Origin of the sequence: Microvirga vignae, from assembly GCF_001017175.1 — a bacterium.
Taxonomy (GTDB): Bacteria; Pseudomonadota; Alphaproteobacteria; order Rhizobiales; family Beijerinckiaceae; genus Microvirga; species Microvirga vignae.
The window spans coordinates 1-20,668 of sequence record NZ_LCYG01000007.1; the positions used below are offsets into that span (position 1 = coordinate 1).

Annotated in this window: 13 protein-coding genes and 2 pseudogenes; 12 read left to right on the top strand and 3 right to left on the bottom strand. The window is 59.6% G+C overall.

Annotation, left to right across the window (positions count from 1 at the left end; genetic code table 11):
- Nucleotides 1-263: 263 nt before the first annotated feature.
- Together AA309_RS02150 and AA309_RS02155 are read right to left on the bottom strand one after the other, a co-directional pair.
- Nucleotides 264-1,415 (bottom strand): mandelate racemase/muconate lactonizing enzyme family protein, encoded by a 1,152-nt coding sequence (locus AA309_RS02150; RefSeq protein ID WP_047187348.1) that lies wholly within the window; start codon nucleotides 1,413-1,415, stop codon nucleotides 264-266.
- Nucleotides 1,416-1,677: 262 nt separating this feature from the next.
- Nucleotides 1,678-2,391: a GntR family transcriptional regulator gene (locus AA309_RS02155; RefSeq protein ID WP_084730807.1), complete on the bottom strand. Its 714-nt coding sequence runs from the start codon at nucleotides 2,389-2,391 to the stop codon at nucleotides 1,678-1,680.
- A gap of 848 nt (nucleotides 2,392-3,239) precedes the next feature.
- Between AA309_RS02155 and AA309_RS02160 the strand changes: the two genes are divergently transcribed.
- The 11 genes from AA309_RS02160 to AA309_RS02215 all read left to right on the top strand — a co-directional run bounded on the left by AA309_RS02160 (nucleotide 3,240) and on the right by AA309_RS02215 (nucleotide 18,787).
- On the top strand, nucleotides 3,240-4,412 hold the full coding sequence (locus tag AA309_RS02160; protein WP_047187349.1) for an enolase C-terminal domain-like protein: 1,173 nt from the start codon (nucleotides 3,240-3,242) through the stop codon (nucleotides 4,410-4,412).
- 235 nt (nucleotides 4,413-4,647) lie between these two features.
- Complete coding sequence (locus AA309_RS02165; RefSeq protein WP_047187350.1) at nucleotides 4,648-5,799, top strand: mandelate racemase/muconate lactonizing enzyme family protein; 1,152 nt, start codon at nucleotides 4,648-4,650, stop codon at nucleotides 5,797-5,799.
- 830 nt (nucleotides 5,800-6,629) lie between these two features.
- Nucleotides 6,630-8,570 carry an ABC transporter substrate-binding protein gene (locus tag AA309_RS02175; protein ID WP_052954430.1) on the top strand — a complete coding sequence of 647 codons (1,941 nt, stop codon included), beginning with the start codon at nucleotides 6,630-6,632 and terminating at the stop codon, nucleotides 8,568-8,570.
- Nucleotides 8,571-8,657: 87 nt separating this feature from the next.
- Nucleotides 8,658-9,644, top strand: a complete 987-nt coding sequence (locus tag AA309_RS02180) for an ABC transporter permease (protein WP_047187352.1) — start codon at nucleotides 8,658-8,660, stop codon at nucleotides 9,642-9,644.
- Complete coding sequence (locus AA309_RS02185) at nucleotides 9,641-10,795, top strand: ABC transporter permease (protein WP_047187353.1); 1,155 nt, start codon at nucleotides 9,641-9,643, stop codon at nucleotides 10,793-10,795. The genes AA309_RS02180 and AA309_RS02185 overlap by 4 nt, the downstream gene beginning before the upstream one ends.
- Nucleotides 10,792-12,492 (top strand): ABC transporter ATP-binding protein, encoded by a 1,701-nt coding sequence (locus AA309_RS02190; protein WP_047187354.1) that lies wholly within the window; start codon nucleotides 10,792-10,794, stop codon nucleotides 12,490-12,492. The genes AA309_RS02185 and AA309_RS02190 overlap by 4 nt, the downstream gene beginning before the upstream one ends.
- 4 nt (nucleotides 12,493-12,496) lie before the next feature.
- The gene (manD, locus tag AA309_RS02195) at nucleotides 12,497-13,705 is read left to right on the top strand and encodes a D-mannonate dehydratase ManD (protein ID WP_047187355.1); all 1,209 of its coding nucleotides are present in this window, start codon (nucleotides 12,497-12,499) and stop codon (nucleotides 13,703-13,705) included.
- 10 nt (nucleotides 13,706-13,715) lie between these two features.
- Nucleotides 13,716-14,870 carry a mandelate racemase/muconate lactonizing enzyme family protein gene (locus tag AA309_RS02200; RefSeq protein WP_047187356.1) on the top strand — a complete coding sequence of 385 codons (1,155 nt, stop codon included), beginning with the start codon at nucleotides 13,716-13,718 and terminating at the stop codon, nucleotides 14,868-14,870.
- A gap of 61 nt (nucleotides 14,871-14,931) precedes the next feature.
- Nucleotides 14,932-15,825: an NAD-dependent epimerase/dehydratase family protein gene (locus tag AA309_RS02205; protein WP_047187357.1), complete on the top strand. Its 894-nt coding sequence runs from the start codon at nucleotides 14,932-14,934 to the stop codon at nucleotides 15,823-15,825.
- 144 nt (nucleotides 15,826-15,969) lie between these two features.
- Entirely contained in the window at nucleotides 15,970-16,749 is a 780-nt protein-coding gene (locus tag AA309_RS02210) for a DMT family transporter (protein WP_200901925.1), read from the top strand.
- Nucleotides 16,750-17,560: 811 nt separating this feature from the next.
- Nucleotides 17,561-18,787: a multidrug effflux MFS transporter gene (locus tag AA309_RS02215; protein ID WP_244470230.1), complete on the top strand. Its 1,227-nt coding sequence runs from the start codon at nucleotides 17,561-17,563 to the stop codon at nucleotides 18,785-18,787.
- A 133-nt stretch (nucleotides 18,788-18,920) separates the two neighbouring features.
- Here AA309_RS02215 and AA309_RS33995 read toward each other — a convergent pair.
- Nucleotides 18,921-19,079: pseudogene (locus tag AA309_RS33995) on the bottom strand (ISL3 family transposase); the annotation flags it as partial.
- Nucleotides 19,080-19,493: 414 nt separating this feature from the next.
- Here AA309_RS33995 and AA309_RS34000 point away from each other — a divergent pair.
- Nucleotides 19,494-19,646 (top strand): annotated as a pseudogene (locus tag AA309_RS34000) (ATP dependent DNA ligase); the annotation flags it as partial.
- Between the last annotated feature and the right edge of the window lie 1,022 nt (nucleotides 19,647-20,668).

Consider the following 20,668-nt stretch of genomic DNA (forward strand, 5'->3'; position numbering starts at 1 on the left):
CAGCGGCATCGGCGAGAGCATTGAACATTTTAATCCGCTGTCACTGAGACTCCCGGCCAAAGTACCTGAAACTCCGAGGCAACCAGCTTGCGACAGAACCACATTGGGCGACCCCGTCACAGTGATCGGTGCTACCGAAACACTCTAAGCAGCTTATGGCGGGACCGACGCAGCATGGACGAGAGGATGTGTGAGGCCCGTCCCGCCACAAGATCGAGGCTCCGGAGCACCGCGAGCATACGAGAAGTGATGTGATGAGCTCATCACCAATTGGTATGCGATCCGTCTTTCCTCCGAAGATGCGGCATTTCCGAAAAGCGAAACGGCTCGGCGTCCTTTAGAGCCCTCTCGTCGACTTCGACGCCAAGCCCAGGCTCATCAGGCACGACGTATGTCGCGCCCACCAGCTTCATCCGCTTTGTGAAGATCGGTGACTCCTGCCGCGCCATGTCCTCATCAGGCGTCTCCCAGCATTCTACATGCGACAGGTTGGCGACTGCTGCCGAGAAATGCACAGTCGCAGCCGTGCAGATCGGCCCGAGCGGGTTGTGTGGCATCAGATCGATGTAATGCGCCTCGCACCAGCCGGCGACCTTCATGGCCTCGGTGAATCCGCCCACGTTGCAAATGTCAAGGCGCGCAAATTGTGTATGGCCACCTTCGATGTAAGGCAGGAACTGCCATTTGGACGAAAACTCCTCGCCAATGGCGAATGGAACATCCGTCATCCGCCGGAGAGCCGCGTAGGCTTCCGGCGTCTCGTCACGGATCGGCTCCTCCAGGAAATCCAGCGTGCCTCTAGGCATCTTTTGACAGAAGGAAGCCGCTTCGGCGACGCTGAGACGGTGATGATAGTCCACACCCAACATGACGCCTGATCCGAGCGCCTCTCGGGCTTGAGTCATCCAGCGGGCAATCTCAGCAATATGCTCGCGTGGTTCGTAGGGCGAGACCGCATCAGATTTCCATCCGAGACGAAGGCAGTCCCATCCTGCCGCCATTGCCCCGCGGGCAGAGGCAATCAGGGTGTCCGGGTCGTCCGCCCGCACGCACCCGAACGTCGGAATGCTGGTTCTCTGCTTGCCGCCCAGAAGCTGGTGCACGGGAACGCCCAAGGCCTTCCCCTTGACGTCGTGCAAAGCGATATCGATGGCCGAGATCGCTGCCGTGAGAACCCGGCCTCCCTCGAAGTACTGGCTTCGGTACAACTCCTGCCAGAGAGCTCCGGTCAGCATGGAATCCCGACCGATCAGGAACTCGCGGTAGTGATCGATCGCGCCCATCACGGCAAGTTCGCGACTGGAGAGGCCGGACTCGCCCCAGCCATGGATACCCTCATCGGTTTCAACCTTGACGATGAGCTGGTTTCGATCGCCAACCCAGATGGGATAGGGGCGAATGGCTGTAATCTTCATGTTCTAGCAATCTCTACATAAGCGCAGGTGATGGAACTGGCTCACAGTAATCCTGCAAGCCCATTCGTTGATGTTGAAGATGCTTGTTCTCGCCCGCCAGGAGGCACGAGGGAAAGACCAAGGCGGATTAGAGCGAATGGCACCCTCCAGCTGCTGCGGAAGACTCGGTATGGCATCGCTGCTTGCAAATGTTGGGTGCATAGACACAAAAACTAGGTTCAAGCATCAGGCGATGCCGAGAAGAACAAGTATTGTCGCTACCTCACGGGCGATGAAGAGCCTTGTTTACTGAGGCGGCCCGCATTTGTTCAATCAGGTGCTGACAGGCCCCTCGGACATGCTGTTCCATGACGCGTGCCGCTTCATCAGCGTCATGGCGCTTGATTGCTTCAATGATATCCCAGTGCTCTCGAGTGATGGCCTGCCAACGTGCGCGGCTGATCGCAAATCGGCGGGTGAGGATGTGCAGCACCTTACGCTGCTGGAATTCCAGCTCGACAGCCTCCTGATTATAATGCCGCCCGTAGATGATGTTGTGAAACTGCTCGTTGGCTTGCCAGTACCACTGATAGTCGCTGCGGTTTTCGTCGATGTCTCGTTGGAGGATCTCGAGTGCTTCGATCTCACGATCCGTCGCATAGTTGACGAACCAGCGGACGAGATACGGCTCGATAAGCGCCCTGATTTCGTAGATGTTGCGTACAAAATCCTCGCTGATAGGGCGTACACGTGCACCCCTATTCGGCGAGATGATCACAATTCCTTCCCCTTGTAGGTGATGAAGGGCCTCGCGGACGGGGTTTGTACTCGTGCCATAGCGCTTTGCGAGTTCCGCCGTTTTGAGGCGAGCGCCGGGTTCGAGACGCCCTTCAACAATGTCCTCCCGGATCAAGTCATGAAGGCACTGACCTCGATCCTGGCCAGTCGCTTCTCCGTCCTGAACCGATTTGACAATTCGCACCGCTCTCCCGCTCATGCCCGAACTCTTGCGCTCCTATATGACTCCACCTGCCGGCCAAGTACGATCCGGCACCAAAATCGATCATGTCACGAAGACCGGTACTCATGCAAGTTCGCACAATAGGATTGACATGTTGTGTATAATTTAGATATGATAGAGTATCAAACATAAAGAATCTTATGAAATTTGTCGAGGAAACAGTGAGCGGCAGGGTTCCCAAAGGGCTTCCACGAATCCGATTCGGCAAGCAGTTAAGGAGTCCCTTGTGTGGCGCTCTAGGCCCTGCTCGTGGGTCCTGCGACCTTCACTGTCATGAGCAGCGTGGTGTTTCGCGCTTCCAAGGTCACGCTCCGTCTGCTCATCTTCCGCAAGGCCGACATCCGCCAATTGTGGAGGGCAATTGTCGCCGGATCGAGAACTTGTGCGAGCATTCATCTTTCGGAAGCCGCCACTTCTATTCACTCCTAAACGCTCGGTCTGCTCGGCATTTCCGGCGCAATTGCCTCTGCGCAAAACTTCGAGGCTCACCTGTTCGTCAACACAGTGTTGATGCTGATCCCTGCCATGTTTCCAGACATCGGCGCCACAATCAGCGTTTGCCTGTCCTTTTTGGTTCTGCCTGTTACGCGACTCGGCATCAATCCGCTTCAAGCAGCCACATCGATCATACCGGCCACTCCACCAGCAAAGGTGGTGTTCATTGCTGTCATACGTAGCGGCAGCATCACTGCTGAGGGCTGTGCTCCTTCCCCTGACAATGGAGATTACAGCAGTGATGCTGTTGATCACCTTCCAAGCACTGTCCAGATGGCCGCCAACCGGACTTTACTACCTCTGATTTCCAGCTCGAAAAGGACACCCGGATGAAAATCACAGGCGTCGAAACAAAGATCGTGAACGCAATTCACCGCAACTGGATTTTCGTAAAGGTGCTGACCGACCAGCCTGGCCTCTATGGCTGGGGTGAGGCCACTCTCGAGTGGAAGACCCGAGCAGTAGTAGGCGCTGTCGAGGATCTCGCGGCTTTCGTGATCGGAGAGGATCCACGCCGGATCGAGCATCTGGTACGGAAGATGCAGATGCATAGCTTCTGGCCACTGGGTGTGATCGGGCTATCGGCGATCAGCGGCATCGAGATGGCACTCCATGATATCGCGGCTAAGGATTTGGGCGTGCCCGTCTGGCGTCTTCTTGGCGGGCAGAGCCGCGACTGGGTCCGTGTCTACACGCATTTCCAGCGTGGCAAGATCGGAGCACAAGTTGATCCGAAGGACATCGAGAGCTATGTGGCCGGTGTCGAGGCGACAGTCGCGATGGGTTATAGGGCGGTGAAGCTCGGCGTCGTTCCCTACACTCATTACGACGCGCCGATCCCCGAGGTAAAACACGTCGCTAGGCTTGTGGAGCGGATCCGCCTCGCGGTTGGTGATGAGATCGACATCATGTTCGACTTCCACGGCCGGTGCAGCTCCATCAGCGCTGCCGTAGCTTACATCGATGCGATATCGCCGATGCGGCCCCTCTTCGTGGAGGAGCCAATCCAGCCGGGCGATAACGAGGCCATGGCGTTGGTCGCCTCCAAAGTCCAGGCCCCTCTGGCAACAGGCGAGCGCCTGTTTACGCCAAGGGAGTTCTTCGATCTTGCCGCGCACAAAGCAGTGAGCATCGTGCAGCCTGATCTCTGCCATGTCGGCGGCTTCACGATGGGGAAGAAAATCGCTGCCATCGCGGAAATTGGCCACATGGGCGTTGCGCCTCACAATCCCTTGGGACCGATCAGCGGGGCTGCCGCACTACATTTTGCCGTGGCCACGCCGAACTTCGTCATACAGGAGGAGGCGCGCGGGCTCGTCGACTGGTATGATGAGGTGGTGCAACACCCGATTGTGCTTGAAAATGGCCACTGGGCAGTGCCGACCTCCCCCGGTTTAGGAGTTGAACTCGACGAAGTTGCCGCGGCCAAGCACCCGTTCGAGCCAGAGGTCATCCCCGCGCGAGAAGCTCTTTCAGCGGATGGCGCGATCCTGAACTGGTGAGGCAGTCTGGACGAAACATCCGTTCCTCTAAGCTGAAGTGGTCTAGGATCAGCTGATCGCGCCGTCACCGGTAATTGCATGGCTCCGAGGTCCGAAAACCGGCAGGCCACCAACTAACCGTAAACAGGCGAGTCCGCGAGCACCATCAGTGCCTAGTGTCACGAGCCAATCCAGCACTTTCATGCCTTGGCGAACCGTCGCCGCTCTAACAAGAAAGCATCTCAAGGTCAGACCAATGAAGATCACGGCTATTCATTGCTTCCCAATTTTGGTTGGGTGGCGCAATCAACTGCTCATCAAGGTAGAAACGGACGAGGGAATCTACGGGTGGGGCGAGTCGGGTCTCTCTGGTCGCGAGCGCGCCGTCATGGGGGCGATCGACCATTACCGAGAGTTCCTCATCGGCCGTGATCCGATGCAGGCCGGTGCGCTCTGGCAGGAACTCTATCGCAGTCAGTACTTCGAAGGGGGCCGAGTTCTTTCCGCTGCAATCAGCGCAATCGACATTGCTCTGTACGACATCAAAGGAAAGGCGCTCGGCGTTCCCGTCTATCAGCTGCTCGGCGGTAAGCAGCGGGATCGGGTCCCGGCCTTTGCCACGGCTCCTGCGGAGCCCGGCCCCGAGATGATCGAGCAGGCCAAGCAGTTACAGGACGCAGGCTGGAGCTGCATTCGGTTCGTGCCGGCGGGCCAGCATGCAACGAATCGGTTTGAGCCGCGCGAGTCCATTGCCAAGACGGCGCCGTGGATGGTACGCGCGCGCGAGGAGCTTGGCCCAGAGGTCGCGCTCGGCATCGACTATCATCATCGCCTCAGCGTCGCAGAAGCGGCAGCCTTCTGCCAGAGAATGCCATCGGGTACACTAGATTTCATCGAGGAGCCGATCCGTGACGAGACCCCATCGGCGTATGAATCCCTTCGGCAGTTGACTGACGTTCCCTTCGCCATCGGCGAGGAGTTCTCCTCCAAGTGGCAATTCCTGCCTTATATCGAAGGAAATCTGCATCAGTTTAACCGCATTGATATCTGTAATGTCGGAGGATTTACTGAAGCCATGAAAGTGGCAGGTTGGAGCGAGGCTCACTATGTCGACCTGATGCCTCACAACCCACTTGGGCCCATCTGCACGGCTGCTAGCGTCCACTTGGCTGCGTCAGTCCCCAACTTTGCTTGGCTGGAATGTCGGTCTTCACCCGTGGAGCAACTCGGGTTCGACAACACAGAGATCTTTCCCGTTCAGGTGTCACTGCAAGGGAGCGATTACGTTGTCCCTAACGTGCCAGGGCTCGGTGCCGACGTTGATGAGAACTATGTCCGCTCCCTGAGTTTCCGTTTCTCCGAGCCCCCGCATCTCAGGCGACGGGATGGCAGCTATACAAATTGGTAGATCCGGACACAAAGGGTTCCTCCTGCGCAGCTCTTAAAGATATTGTTGCACGAAAGACGATAGGTTGGGTCAAAACGCAATACGGTAGGGGAATGCAACCCATCTCCTACCAACGCCATTGCTTTCCGCCCGATTTTATCGTGGACCTCGTCCGGCTTCATCGCCAGTTGTTGGCGCGACGTCCCTATGAGACGATCAGGCAATCAGTACTCAAGTTCGCACCGACGTTCGCCTGCAACCTGCGCCGGCGGCCCCGATCCGATAATGTACGACCCTGAAGTTGGCCTGAAGCTCGTGCGTAACCTGCCGAAGAGACAGAGCGTCGCGCCAACGACTCTCATAACTGGCAGATTCAGGCCCATATACAGCCGCCGAAAGATCGACTTCATGGCTGATCAGATGGTGCGACAACGTGAGTCCCACATACAAGGCTTCAAAGATGCCTGTTTTGCCTGCCGCTCTCGCGAAAGACATTGTCTCGCAACCCTTCTCACGGAAGGGGACGCTGTCGTCTACTAAGTTTCGTACTTGCGAACAGGCCGTCGAATGACACTCGCTATCCTAACGAGCTTACTCTCGACCCATTTTCTAGAGCCGTTTCCCCTTACGTGGAATCAGCTCTCTTCTTTGGTCTGCCGCATTTTCTGACGGCGAACCGGATCCACTTCGCCGGAAAATGCTCTAGTACCTGACTGAGAGTAATACGTCTCGGTTCGCACATTCGAATTGACAGATAATGTGTAATTTGCGAGCTTTTGAATATGAGAGCCGCAATAAGCTCGTTCCAAAAGGAAACCGGCGAAGGAAGCTGGGCAACAGGAGGAAACAAAATGGGTTACCAGCAAAAGCTGCTTGGCGTCGTCGCGTCGACGGGGATTTTGAGTATCATGCTTCTAGGTTCGTTCGCCCCCGCCTGGGCGGCGGATTACAAGCAGGCGCCGATGCTCGATGAGCAGGTCAAGGCAGGCAAGCTGCCCGCCGTTGCTAACCGCCTTCCGGAAAAGCCCTACGTGGAAACTATGGTCGACGGCGTCGGCAAATATGGCGGCACCCTGCGCACGACGATCCTGGCCAACGGCGACCAGTACAACCTGACCCGCACCATCGCCAACGAGTTGCTCGTGCGCTGGGATCCGCAGTGGAAGAAGGTCATGCCGTCGCTTGCCGAGGAGTTCAAGGCGTCCGACGATGCGACCACCTACACGTTCAAGCTCCGCAAGGGCCTGAAGTGGAGCGACGGTCATCCGTTCACGGCGGACGACATCATGTTCTGGTACGAGGACGTGTTCATGAACAACGCGCTCTCGCCCGCCAAGAACCCGACCTTCACGGTGGCTGGCAAGCCCGTGAAGGTAACGAAGATCGACGACCAGACAGTGGAGTTCAAGTTCGAGTCGCCCTACGGCCTCTTCCTGCAGCAGCTTGCCTACGGCCAGGGCCATCTGCCGGTCATCTATCCCAAGCACTATCTCAGCCAGTTCCACGAGAAGTACAACAAGGAGGGCATCCCGGCGCTGCTGAAGGCAAATCCGGCAGCCGGCGACTGGGTGGCGCTGTTCAACTCCAAGGTCTCGCTGTCCTTCCAGCCGCCCTTCTGGCAGAATCTCGATCTGCCGACCCTCAATCCCTGGGTGCTGACCGTTCCCTATGCGGACAGTGAGCGCGTCGCTGCTACCCGCAATCCTTATTACTGGAAGGTCGACACGGCCGGAAACCAACTCCCCTACATTGACAATGTTACCTGGGCGAAGCTCGACGACCCGCAGGTGATGGCGCTCAAGATGACGTCGGGCGAGTTCGACTTCGCGTTCCGCCACATCAACAATTCCACCTTCAAGTCGGTGCTGTTCGATGGACAGAAAACGGGCAACTACCGTATTGTCGACGTCAAGGACCTGCCGGCGAGTGATGCCGCTATCCTACTAAACCTGACTTCAACCGATCCGGTGAAGCGCAAGATCTTCCAGAACAAGGATTTTAGGATCGCGCTGAGCCACGCGATCAACCGGCAGGAAATCATCGATCTCGTCTATGTGGGGCAGGGCGCTCCCGCCCAGGTGGCCGCCCAGCCTGAGCACGAGCTCTACAACGAGCGCCAGGCGAAGCAATATACTGAGTACGATCCCAAGCGCTCGGCTGAGATCCTTGATAAGATCATGCCGAAGAAGGATGCCGAAGGCTTTCGTCTGGATGAGACAGGCAAGCGCTTCACCATCAACTTCATGGTAGCCGATGTCTTCGGCCTGTCCTACCCGGATATCATGCAGATGGTACAGCAATACGCCAAGGATGTTGGCATCGATATTCAGATCCGTACCACCGACCGCGCCCGCCTCAACACCATGTGGGCGGCGAACGAGCAGGATGCATACATCTGGAACTGTGTTGGTGGACTTTCAGACGCCTATACGGATGTCCGCTGCTACATGCCTTTCCAGAAGGCCGACATCTTCTTCGCTGTCCGCTGGGCCGAATGGTATTCCAATCACAATACAGGCGAAGAGCCGCCAGCCAACATCAAGGAGTTGATGGCCGCCTACGACAGGGTCAATGCCGCCGTCACTGATGACGACCGCCGCGAGAAGATGAAGGAATTCCTCAATCTTTCGGCCGACAACTTTCTCAACATCGGCATCTCGCGTCCCATGCCGAAGTACATGATGGTATCGAACAATCTGAAGAACGTCGTCAACGGGCTTCCGATCGCCGGCAACCTCTGGCACCCGGCTCCGACGCTGACCCAGTGGTATTTCGACAAGCCAACCAAGTAGGGCTTCTCGGAAGGCTCCTCCCTGTGCCGGCGGCGGGTTCCATTCTGCTGCCGGCTAATCCTTCGATTCCATCGAACGGTCAGGCTCATGCTTCGTTACATCGCCAAGCGAATGGTGTTCGCGATTCCGACACTGTTTGCCGTCTCCATCGTGGCCTTCATCATCATCCAGCTCCCGCCGGGCGATTATCTCACGACCCTGATGGCCGAATGGGCCAGCCAAGGCGGTGCGGTGGAAGCGGGCACGGTCGCTGCCATGCGGGATCGCTACGGTCTCGATCAGCCGGTCTATTTTCAGTACTATAAGTGGATGGCCGGCATCCTGATGCACGGCGACTTCGGCATCTCCTTCGATTTCGGCAAGCCGGTCACGGAACTCATCTGGAACCGCCTCGGCTTCTCGCTGCTGCTCTCGGTTCTGACGCTCTGCTTCGTCTGGGCGATCGCCATCCCGATCGGGATCCTGTCGGCGGTGCGCCAGTACTCGATCTCCGACTACACGGCGACCTTCCTGGCTTTCTTCTTCCTCGCCGTGCCCGACTTCCTGATGGCGCTCTCGGCCATGTACATTATGTCCGCTTGGTTCGGTCAGAGTGTCGGGGGGCTATTCTCGCCCGACTATGTCGATGCGCCGTGGAGTTTCGGTAAGCTCGTCGACTTCGCCCAGCACGTCTGGCTGCCGGTCGTCGTGATTGGTCTCGGATCACTCGCCGCGCTGGTGCGCATCATGCGCGCCAATCTGCTCGATGAACTTTCAAAGCCCTATGTCACCACGGCACGCGCGAAGGGCATGTCCGAACTGGAGCTCCTGCTGCGGTATCCAGTGCGCCTTGCCCTCAACCCGCTGATCTCGACTCTCGGCTGGATCCTGCCGGCCGTGATCTCGGGCGAGATCATCGTCTCCGTCGTCATGAGCCTGCCGACGACAGGGCCGCTGCTGCTTCGCGCGCTGCTCGCCCAGGACATGTATCTCGCCGGCTCGCTCATCCTGCTGATCTCGGTGCTCACCATCATCGGCACGCTGATTTCGGACATTCTCCTGGCGATTACCGACCCGCGGATCCGACTCCAATGACAGATATCACCAGCCTCCCGCCCGAGACCGCGGCCTCGCTCGATCTGCACGGCAGGGACATGGCCGTCGCCGGCCAGTGGCGCCTGTTCTGGCTCAAGTTCAAGAAACACAAGATCGCGCTCGCGAGCCTCGTTGTGATCGTGTTCATGTATCTCGTTGCGGCATTTGCGGATTTCATCGCGCCGTTCGATCCCAACGCTACCAATTCGCGCTTCACCTATGCGCCGCCCCAAGGCCTGTCACTGATGTTGAGCGGCTCGTTCCAGCCGCATGTCAACCAGCTCAAGATGACGCTGAACACCGAGTCGATGCGCCGGGAGTTCACGCCCGACCCAACGAAGCCCATCTCAGTGTCGTTCTTCGTCCCGGCGCAGCAGCCCTATTACGTGCTGGGCCTCATTCCGATGCAGACGAAGCTCTTCGGCCTCACGAACCCTAAGCCGGGCGACAGCATGTACATCTTCGGCGCCGACCGCCTCGGTCGCGACATCTTCTCGCGCGTTGTCCATGGCGCCAAGATTTCGCTGTCGATCGGCCTTGTGGGCGTCTTCGTCAGCCTGATCCTCGGGGTGGCCATCGGCGGCATCTCCGGCTTCTTCGGTGGCTGGATCGATCTCGCGATCCAGCGCTTCATCGAGCTGCTGCGCTCGATCCCGACCATTCCTCTGTGGATGGGCTTCGCGGCCGCGATCCCCGTCGGCTGGCCGCCGCTTCGCACTTATTTTGTCATCACGCTGATCGTTTCGCTGATCGGCTGGACGAGCCTGGCGCGCGAGGTGCGCGGCAAGTTCCTGTCCTTGAGAAACGAGGACTTCGTGACAGCCGCGCGCCTCGATGGCATGAGCGAAATCGGCATCATCTTCCACCATCTGGTGCCGTCCTTCATCAGCCATATCATCGCGACACTGACGCTTGCGATCCCCTCGATGATCCTGGCCGAGACGGCGCTGTCCTTCCTCGGCATCGGCCTGCAGCCGCCGATTGTCTCCTGGGGTGTGCTCCTGCAGGAGGCCCAGAACATTCGCGCGGTCGCCCAGGCGCCGTGGCTGCTTTTCACGCCGGCCGCCGCCATCGTCATTTCAGTTCTTTCCCTCAATTTCCTCGGCGACGGCTTGCGCGATGCCGCAGATCCCTACGAGGCGGTGTCATGAGCATGACGAAGGACACGATCCTGGAGGTCAGGGACCTCAAGACCTACTTCCCAACCCGCACCGGTCTCTTCAAGGCGGTCGATGGTGTCTCCTTTGAGCTGAAACGCGGCAAGACGCTGTGCGTGGTCGGCGAATCCGGCTCCGGCAAGTCGGTGACCGCCCGCTCGATCCTGCAGATCGTCGACAGGCCCGGCCGCATCGAGGGCGGCTCCGTCCTGCTGACGCGTGCCGACGGCTCGACGACCGACCTCGCCAAGCTAGACCCGCGGGGTAGAGCGATCCGCGACGTGCGCGGCAAGGAGATCGCCATGATCTTCCAGGAGCCGATGAGCTCGCTCTCGCCGGTTCACCGAATCGGGACGCAGATCGGCGAGGCGCTGCGCATCCACTTCGGAACCCCGAAGCACGAGCAGCGCGAGCGCGTTCTCGAACTTCTGCGACAGGTGGAAATTCCGCGCCCTGAATCGGCCATCGACCGCTATACCTTCGAGTTCTCCGGTGGCATGCGCCAGCGCGTGATGATCGCCATGGCGCTCGCCTGCAACCCCTCGGTGCTCATCGCCGATGAGCCGACGACGGCGCTCGACGTCACGACGCAGGCCGAGATCCTCGACCTCATCAAGAAGCTGCAGCAGAGCCATGGCATGGCCGTGCTCTTCATCACTCATGACATGGGCGTCGTGGCCGAGATTGCCGACGAAGTCCTCGTCATGTATCGCGGCAAGGTGAGGGAGAGGGGGCCGGTGGAGCAGATCTTCCACGCACCGCAGGACGACTATACGCGCCGGCTGATCGGATCGGTCGTCAAGCTGGAGAAGAAGGCGGAGGTTCGTCTGGCGCGACCGGCGATCCCCGCTGGAACTCCTCCGCTTCTCGATGTGCGGAACCTCTCGCTCACCTTTCCCTCCGGCCTCAAGGCGGTTGACGATGTCTCATTGACCGTGCGCCCTGGCGAGACTCTCGGCATCGTCGGAGAGTCCGGTTCGGGCAAGACCACGATGGGACGCTGTCTGCTGCGCATCTACGATGCACAGGCCGGCGCCATCGACTATCGCCGCCCGGACGGCCAGACAGTCGACATCCGCACCGCCGACAAGGCCGCCCTGGAGAAGATCCGCCGCGAGGTCCGGATGATCTTTCAGGACCCGGTTGGGTCGCTCAGTCCACGCAAGACCGTCGGCCAGATCATCGCCGAGCCGCTCAAGATCGCCGGCATGAAGGGCAGGGAGCTCAACGACCGTGTCGCCGACCTGATGCAGCAGGTGGGGCTCGAGCCGACCTGGCGAGAGCGCTATCCGCATGCCTTTTCCGGCGGGCAGCGGCAGCGCATTGGCATCGCCCGTGCGATCGCCTTGAACCCGCGGCTCATCATCGCCGACGAGGCGACCTCAGCGCTCGATGTCTCGCTGCGCTCCCAGATGCTCGACCTCATGATGAAGCTGCAGGACAAGCTCGGTCTCTCCTACGTCTTCATTTCCCATGACATGTCGGTGATCCGCTACATGTGCGACCGCGTCGCGGTCATGTATCGGGGCAAGATCGTCGAGGTGGGTGACACCGATCAGGTCGTCAACAACCCGGCGCACGACTACACGCGGGCGCTGCTCTCCGCCATTCCCCATCCCGATCCACGCAATCGGCGCATACACACCCGATTCCGGTACGACGCCGGCCGCACGCTTTCAGCCAACGGATGAATCGATGAAAATCACCGACGTGAAAGTTATCGTCTGCTCGCCAGGGCGCAATTTCGTCACGGTCAAGATCTTCACCGACGAGGGGCTGACCGGGGTCGGCGACGCGACGCTGAACGGCCGGGAGCTGGCTGTTGCCGCCTATCTTCAGGACCATCTCGCACCGCTTCTGATCGGCCGTGACCCGAGCCGGATCGAGGACATCTGGCAGTATTTCTACAGGGGCGCCTACTGGCGGCGTGGCCCGGTGACCATGGCGGCGATCGCCGGCATCGACACCGCACTCTGGGACATCAAAGCCAAGGCCGCCAACATGCCGCTGTATCAGCTCCTCGGCGGCGCAAGCCGCGAGAAGGTGCTGTGCTACACTCATGCCCAGGGCCGAGACATTGCCGAGGCGGTGGAGGCCGTCGGTAGGCGGAATGAGCAGGGCTACAAGGCGATCCGTGTCCAGGTCGGCATTCCCGGACTCCCGGACGTTTACGGCACGGGCGCGAAATCGGTCACGAACAACGCTCTCGACGATGCGGTCCCGCACGAGGAAACCTGGTCGACATCGAAATACCTGCGCTATGTGCCCGAACTCTTCAAGGCGGTGCGGGAGGCGCATGGCTGGGATATCGAGCTGCTGCACGACACGCATCATCGCCTGACGCCCATCGAAGCCGCGCGGCTCGGCAAGGACCTGGAATTCGCGCGCCTCTTCTGGCTTGAGGATGCCGTGGCGGCCGAGCACCAGGAAGGCTTCCGGCTGATCCGCAAGCATACCACGACGCCGCTTGCCGTCGGCGAGGTGTTCAACACCATCTGGGATGCGCGGCTTCTCATGGAAGAGCAACTCATCGACTATATCCGCATGACGACCGTGCATGCGGGCGGCGTGACGGCACTCCGCCGCATCATGGATTTCGCGAGCGTCTACAATGTCCGCACCGCCTGTCACGGTGCCATGGACATGTCGCCAATCTGCCTCGGCGCCAACCTGCACCTCGACCTATGGGTCCCCAATTTCGGCATCCAGGAATATTCTGGCTATCTGCCGGAGATCCTTGAAGTCTTCCCGAGCGCCTGGAGTCTCTCCGACGGCTACCTACATCCGGGCGACGCCATCGGTCATGGCGTTGATATCGATGAGAGGTTGGCGGAGAAGTTCCCGTACCAGCGCGCCTATCTGCCGGTGAACCGTCTCGAAGATGGCACGCTGTGGCACTGGTGACGAGGACACGATGAAGATCACTGCGATCAAGAGCTATGCTGTCAAGGTTGGCATCCGGAATCAGCTTCTCGTGAAGGTCGAGACGGACGAGGGCATTTTCGGCTGGGGCGAGAGCGGCCTGTCCGGTCGCGAGAAAGCCGTCGTCGGCGCGCTCGAGCATTATGCCGAATTCCTGCGCGGACGCGATCCGTTCAAGATCGGCGCGCTGTGGCAGGAAATGTACCGCAGCCAGTATTTCGAGGGCGGCCGGGTGCTGCAGGCAGCGATCTCGGCTATCGACATCGCGCTCCACGACATCAAGGGCAAGGCCCTCGGCGTGCCCGTCTACGAGTTGCTCGGCGGCAAGCAGCGCGACCGGATCCCGACCTTCGCGACGACCTTCGCGGAGCCCGGTCCGGCGATGATCGAACAGGCGCGGATGCTGATCGAGCACGGTTGGACGGCCATGCGCCTCTCGCCCTCCGGTCACGAGAACAAGGACATCTACGAGCCGCGTGAGCATATCGCGACGACCGCCAAATGGTGCGTGAAGGCCCGCGAGGCGCTCGGCCAAGACGTCGTTCTCGGCATCGACTATCACCATCGCCTCAGCGTTGCGGAGGCTGCGAGCTTCTGCCAGAAGATGCCGTCCGGCACCCTCGACTTCCTTGAGGAGCCGATCCGCGACGAGTCGCCGAGTTCCTATGAAGCACTGCGCCGGCTGACCGATATCTCCTTCGCCATCGGCGAGGAGTTCGCGTCGAAATGGCAGTTCCAGCCTTATATCGAACGCGACATCCACCAATATAACCGCCTCGATGTCTGCAATGTCGGCGGCCTCACAGAATCGATGAAGGTCGCCGCCTGGAGTGAGACGCACTACGTCGACATGATGCCACATAATCCGCTCGGGCCCGTCTGCACGGCGGCGACCATCCATTTCTCGGCGGCTGTTCCGAACTTCTCCTGGCTCGAAACCCGCGCGAGCCCCGCGGAAACGCATCTCGGTTTCGACAACTCTGACTTCTTCCCGGTTCAGCCGCGGCTGGTGGGGGCGCATTACCCCGTTCCCGATGCGCCCGGTCTTGGGATCGAGGTCAACGAGGAGCTGATCGCGAAGCAGAGCTTCGAGTTCTGGGAAGCGCCGCATCTGCGCAGGCGGGACGGCTCGGTCACCAACTGGTGACAGCCGAGGCCGGCAGCGCGATACTGCCGATCAAGCATCATCATGGAGCGTCAGTGCGATCATGACTTCCTCAAGACCGGTGCGCTCTGTCCTCATCACAGGCGCGGGAGGCAATCTCGGCCAGAAGCTGATCGCTCATCTCTTGGCACAGGACTGGTGCGAGCGGATCGTCGCGCTCGATCGCTCGACGCCTCCATCCGCAGCACATGTGGAACGGGTGCAATGGGCTGCAGGTAATCTTGCGGACCCATTCGACGTGCAATGGCACGAGGCATTGGCCGGGGTTGATGCCGCGGTGCATTTCGCAGCCCAGAACCCTTATCCCGATGCGCCCTGGAGCGATGCCTGCGCGTCCTTCGACATGACCCTGGCCCTACTGGCGGCGGTCAGCCGGGCGGGGCTGCAGAGGATCGTGTTCGCCTCCTCCAACCATGTGATGGGGCAATACAAGGACGCGCCCCTGGCCGAGACCCTCACCCCGGGCACTCTGACGACATCCCTGCCGCCCGGTCCGGGAACGCGCTGGTTCAACGGCCGGGAGATGATCCAAGGCTTTGCCTATGCGGCGTCCAAGCTGATGGGTGAGCGGGCCTGCCTGGCCGAGGCGCACCGCTCCAAAGGAACCCTGACAAGTGTCTGTGTTCGGATCGGCTGGTGTCAGCCGGGAGAGAACAGGCCGGATACGATCAACACGTCCGGCTTGCCCAGGGAGGACGTAAGCACCGGCCCGGAGAACGAGCGCGATCTGCGGTGGTTCCGCAACATGTGGCTCTCGAACCGGGATTTCACCGCCGTCATGGAGCGGGCGCTCCTCGCTGACGCAGCGCCCTGGCCGCAGCCCGGCATTATCGTCAACGGCATGTCGGCCAATCGAACTATGCCATGGGACATTGAGAGCACCCGCCGGCTCATCGGGTACGAACCGCAGGACGATATCTGGGACCATGTCGCCTGAACCGGTAAGCGGTCCTTTCAGGTATCCATATGCCCTTGCGTGATTTCACTCTCATGCTCCTGGTGTGCCTCCTGTGGGCAGCACACACGGTAGTGAGCAAGATCGTCGTCTCGGGCATGGAGCCCGCCTCTGTTTTACGCGGCCGTGCGCTATGGGATCGTCGCGCTGCTGGCCCTGCCTTGGCTTCTTCCTGCCCCATGGCCGACTTGGCGCATTCTGCTGGTCGGATTTCTTATGGGCGGGGGTGGGTTCGCGCTATTCTTCCTAGGCATTCAGACGGCCAGCCCGTCGAGCGCTGCGGTTGTGGGTCAACTCGGGCTTCCCATCACAACTCTCCTGTCGATGGCTATGCTAAGGGAGAGGATCTACTGGAGGCGCGGGCTCGGGATCGCTCTTACGTTCGTGGGTGGGGTGCTCGTGATGTGGGACCCCACCAATGGGCTCCCGATCTCGGGCGGGCTCCTTCTGGTCCTGGGTTCCGCCGCCGCCGGATCCTTGGCGGCCGTGATGATGAAGCAGATGGAAGGCGTTCAGCCGTTGCGGTTCCAGGCTTGGATCGGGCTTGCATCTGTTGTGCCGCTATCGTGCCTCACGGTGGGCTTCGAGACCGATCAGATTCCCCGGGCCATGGACGCGGGCTGGGCCTTCGTGGCGGCCCTGCTGTTTTCCGCCCTGGTCGTCTCCTTGGTGGCTCATACCATCTATTACAGCTTGATCGGCAAGTATCCGGCCAACCTGATTGCGCCTCTCATGATCATGAACCCACTGATGACTGTGGCAATGGGAGTTTTGGTAACAGGGGACCGGTTCGACGCCCGCATGGCTGTTGGGACAGGAATTGCACTCTGCGGCGTTCTGATCATCACCTTGAGGCGCAACCACGTTATGCCGCTAGCGGCGCTCGTGTGGGACCGCCTTCGATAGATCCCGAGCGGGGACGGCCCGCCCGTCATAATCCGTCATTGGGGCCAGCGCAAATTTCGTTCCTGAATGACGCCGGCATTATCAACCGAAGACAGCAACTTTCGAGAAGAGGACGATCCCGCCTGCTTTGATCCAACGCACGTTATGCACAACAGCTGAGCGGAGCGCGATTGGGCACTGCAGCGCAGTTGGTCAAGTACGCTGGACCGCCGACACCGGATTGGGAGATGCGGTAGACTTGTGGCCGCTCGACTCGGATGGTCGAGTCTACTTCGATGTGGGATCCAGACCCTGATCGCAGTGGCATAAAACGGAGCAGCCGCAGAGTTAGGCGCGCTGATCCTCTGGCGTGTGGCCATTCCCACAGCTCTAAGGACATGGGCCGCTCGCATTTGAGTTCGCGCCGCTACAACTTGAACATGGTTCGGGTGAGTTGGTCCGCATTCCTTTTGAAACTCTCTCTTTCTCTCTGGGTTGATAGGTGGTGATTGAATGATCTCATGGGGCAATTCGGATGCCAAAAAGCCATGAAGCGCAGGTTCAGACAAACAACGCTGCGCGTCCAAAGTACCCAATTTTAGTCTTGACCATCACTGGCAGGAGCCATGCCCGGCAGCCTACATTCACGGGCTAGGCGTCTCCTGCAGCTCTGAATTCTCGCCACTTGCTATTATCAGCGGTTCCATCCATCTCCAGTGACGTGTTCCTCTGAACTTCAAGAACGCCTGTCGCGGAAAGCTTCGCAATGTTTTCCTCTGCCAAAGACCCGGCCAGGAGCGGCCACACTCGACTGCTGTCTTTGCATGAGTTTGTGCTCCTCATCGCTCTCGTAATGAGCCTCGGGTCTTTGTCCATCGACAATCTGCTTCCTGCCTTCGGGCCGATCCAGGCCGATTTCGGGATTGCTGATCCCAATGACCTTCAACTGCTGATCACGACCTACATGGTGCCCTTTGCCATCATGCAGGCGGTCTATGGTCCGGTCTCTGACGTGATTGGCCGGCGGCCCACGCTGATGGTCGGACTGGCTGTTTACCTTATTGGCGGGGTGGTCGCGACGACGGCCGCCAGCTTTTCGATGTTGCTGATCGGGCGTGCCATTCAGGGAGCCGGCTTGGCCGCCACCCGCGTGCTGACGGTCGCCATCATCCGGGATCGCTTTGCAGGCTGCGAAATGGCGCGTGTCATGTCGATCACCATGATGGTTTTTATAATCGTGCCGATGCTGGCGCCCACCTCGGGCAGTCTGCTCCTGCTTCTGAGCACATGGCGGATAATCTTTGCGGCCATCCTTGGCTTTGCCGTGCTGGTGGCGGTCTGGTTCTACAATCGCATGCCGGAAACCCTTCATCCGGAGTATCGGCGGTCCTTCGCCTTCGGCCAGGTCTCATCCGCTGTTAGGTCCACCGTCTCCACACGCATCAGCATTGGCTATGCGACGGCAATGGCTCTCATGATGGGCTGTCTCATGTCCTATATCGGTTCGGCGCAGCAGATCTTCGAGACGGAAGTCTATGGCCTTGGAGCAATGTTCCCTCTGGTCTTCGGCTGCATCGCCGCGTTCATGGGGGCGGCATCGTTCACGAATGCGACGCTTGTTCGGCGCCTAGGGATGCGCCGTCTATCGCATATTGGCATTTGTGGTTTCGCGCTTGTTGCAGCCGTACAGCTAGGCGTGGCGGTTCTCTATGACGGGCGGCCGCCACTGCTTCTCTATGCAGCGATTTTTGCCGTCAACCAGTTTCTGTACAGCCTCACGGTGCCGAACTTCAACTCCATCGCCATGGTTCCCTTGGCTGCGCTTGCGGGCACGGCCTCATCGTTCATCGGGGCCTATACGACTTTGGTTGGTGCACTGTTCGGACTTGTCATCGGACGTTCTTTCAACGGCACCGTCATCCCGCTCAGCATTGGTTATCTCTGCCTTGGTACGGCATGCCTCGTAGTTGTTCTCTGGATCGAGAAAGGACGCTTGTTCCTCCGAAGCCAGCCTGAACAGGGAGGCGCCGAACAGGCTCTGCCAGTTGCGGCGGAGTGACGGGTCAACCGCCATGCCCGCGAACAGGGAGCTTCTAATCCTTTTCGGGCATAGATGTGAATTAGCATCGAAAGCTGGTTCATCCGCATTTTCGGTGCGACGGTTGGCTTCTCGCCCGTTTGGTGGCTTAGGATCATGTGGCGTGAAGCACGCGGTGACGCAGCAGGTCGAACTTGGCCCTCCCGAACATCTGGCGTTTCAGCATCTTCAGACGATTGATCTGCTCGTCGGCCGGACCATTGCTCCAGGATAGCATGATCGCTGCGCGAACCGCAACGAGATCACGGTCTAGCCAATGCTCCCGCTAGCGGCCGGCTGAGCGAGCACTGGGTCGGCGGTGGAAAGGCCTTCTTCGCTCAGGCCTGCGCCCTGGAGCTCGAGGGGATCATCTCGAAGCGACGCCATCGCTCTACTCCATGGCTCGGAACCCAGACTGGCTCAAGGTGAAGTGCCTCAACACCGAGGAGTTCGTCATCATCGGCTACATCAAGCCGCAATGATCGCCGGTTGGCTTCGGCGCTCTCCTCGTCGGCTATTACACCCCCTCCGGTGAGCTGAAAATACGCCGGCAAGGTGGGGACGTGATACTCCCGCGAGTTCCTCGAGGCCTTCCAAGTCAAGCTGGAGCGGATTGAGCAAGAGAAGCCAACAGCTGCCCTGTCGAAGGGGACCTACATGCGCGCGGGTGCACTGAGTCAAGCCGCGCTACGGGGCCCAGGTTGAATTCACGGAATGGACGCGGGACAACATCCTGCGCCATCCGAGCTTCCTTGGCTTGCGCGAAGACAAGGATCCACGTGAAGTCGTCGTAGATCGTCTGGCACTAGATGCCGCGAGGACGCGTCGGCGCTCCTCATGATCAAGCCTCTCATACGTCCGAGAATTCTTCCGATGTACTTGACTTCAGAGGCATTGGGGGCCGGATTGCACCCGGGCTAAGAACTTAGCTCAAGGTAAGATCTCGGCTAGAAGATACTGTTGAATATCCCATTGCCTGCCTTGCATCTGGCGTCCCGGCGCCGGTCGCAGTGGTTTCGATCCGCACGCCGCTTGGCGCAATCGCGAGAGCAATACATCGCCCCAGCGCGCCAAGGCCTGAAGAGAGTGCGGCACTCAGGGCAGATGACGAGAGCTCGCAGCTGTCCCTTGCGCTTTCGCGCATTCCAGTGCCGCCGGCAGCACTCGCGAGTGCAGTACTTGCGCGCTCTGCCCACGAGGGGCATACCGCATTCCTGACATTCCTTGAAGGCTCGGGACCGCCGCCGCTCACTGTAGGCATCTCGCCGACACGCGTTAGAACAGAACCGTGCCACATCCCGTTGAAGCCGGAAATCAACCCCACACCACTCGCAAGGTCTTGGTTCGGGAGGAACCATCGCGAGCGCAGCCTGATAGACGTCACATGTGATGCAGGTCAGGCGCGGGCGGCCCCGGCGCTTCTCCGGCGGAATGTCACACCGGCAGACCCTGCATTTGGCAGGACCTCTTTTGCGCGAGAAATTCCTGATAAAGGTTTTCGATGTGATCCGGGAAACGCATACGCTGGATCTCCACTACATAGAGAAAACGTGTGGACTTCGATACGGTTCGCCAACTGTCGCGCGGTAAAGATTTTACTCCTCGGCGCGCGAAAAATGCCCCCCCGTGCGGTCCACGTTCCCCGTACTCGTAGTTTTAACTGACACCCCATATCCCTACCAATTATCATCAGGATGCAACTATCCGCCGCCTTGTCGCTGTCACAACAAGATTGGTTTGGCCGTGGAGGGAGGCGGCTACCACGGCCAGGGATTCATTGCATCAGAGTGGCACGTCAGGATCCTCAGCAAAACACCGGCGGCGCTCTGCTTGGTATTCGATGAAATCAAGCTGCTGCTTGAC

What these genes read in the sequence shown, in the direction of transcription:
- AA309_RS02190 (WP_047187354.1), top strand. Translation starts at nt 10,792, where the DNA reads ATGAGCATGACGAAGGACACGATCCTGGAGGTCAGGGACCTCAAGACC.
- AA309_RS02200 (WP_047187356.1), top strand. Translation starts at nt 13,716, where the DNA reads ATGAAGATCACTGCGATCAAGAGCTATGCTGTCAAGGTTGGCATCCGG.
- AA309_RS02185 (WP_047187353.1), top strand. Translation starts at nt 9,641, where the DNA reads ATGACAGATATCACCAGCCTCCCGCCCGAGACCGCGGCCTCGCTCGAT.
- AA309_RS02180 (WP_047187352.1), top strand. Translation starts at nt 8,658, where the DNA reads ATGCTTCGTTACATCGCCAAGCGAATGGTGTTCGCGATTCCGACACTG.
- AA309_RS02205 (WP_047187357.1), top strand. Translation starts at nt 14,932, where the DNA reads ATGACTTCCTCAAGACCGGTGCGCTCTGTCCTCATCACAGGCGCGGGA.
- AA309_RS02150 (WP_047187348.1), bottom strand. Translation starts at nt 1,415, where the DNA reads ATGAAGATTACAGCCATTCGCCCCTATCCCATCTGGGTTGGCGATCGA.
- AA309_RS02160 (WP_047187349.1), top strand. Translation starts at nt 3,240, where the DNA reads ATGAAAATCACAGGCGTCGAAACAAAGATCGTGAACGCAATTCACCGC.
- AA309_RS02175 (WP_052954430.1), top strand. Translation starts at nt 6,630, where the DNA reads ATGGGTTACCAGCAAAAGCTGCTTGGCGTCGTCGCGTCGACGGGGATT.
- manD (WP_047187355.1), top strand. Translation starts at nt 12,497, where the DNA reads ATGAAAATCACCGACGTGAAAGTTATCGTCTGCTCGCCAGGGCGCAAT.
- AA309_RS02155 (WP_084730807.1), bottom strand. Translation starts at nt 2,391, where the DNA reads ATGAGCGGGAGAGCGGTGCGAATTGTCAAATCGGTTCAGGACGGAGAA.
- AA309_RS02165 (WP_047187350.1), top strand. Translation starts at nt 4,648, where the DNA reads ATGAAGATCACGGCTATTCATTGCTTCCCAATTTTGGTTGGGTGGCGC.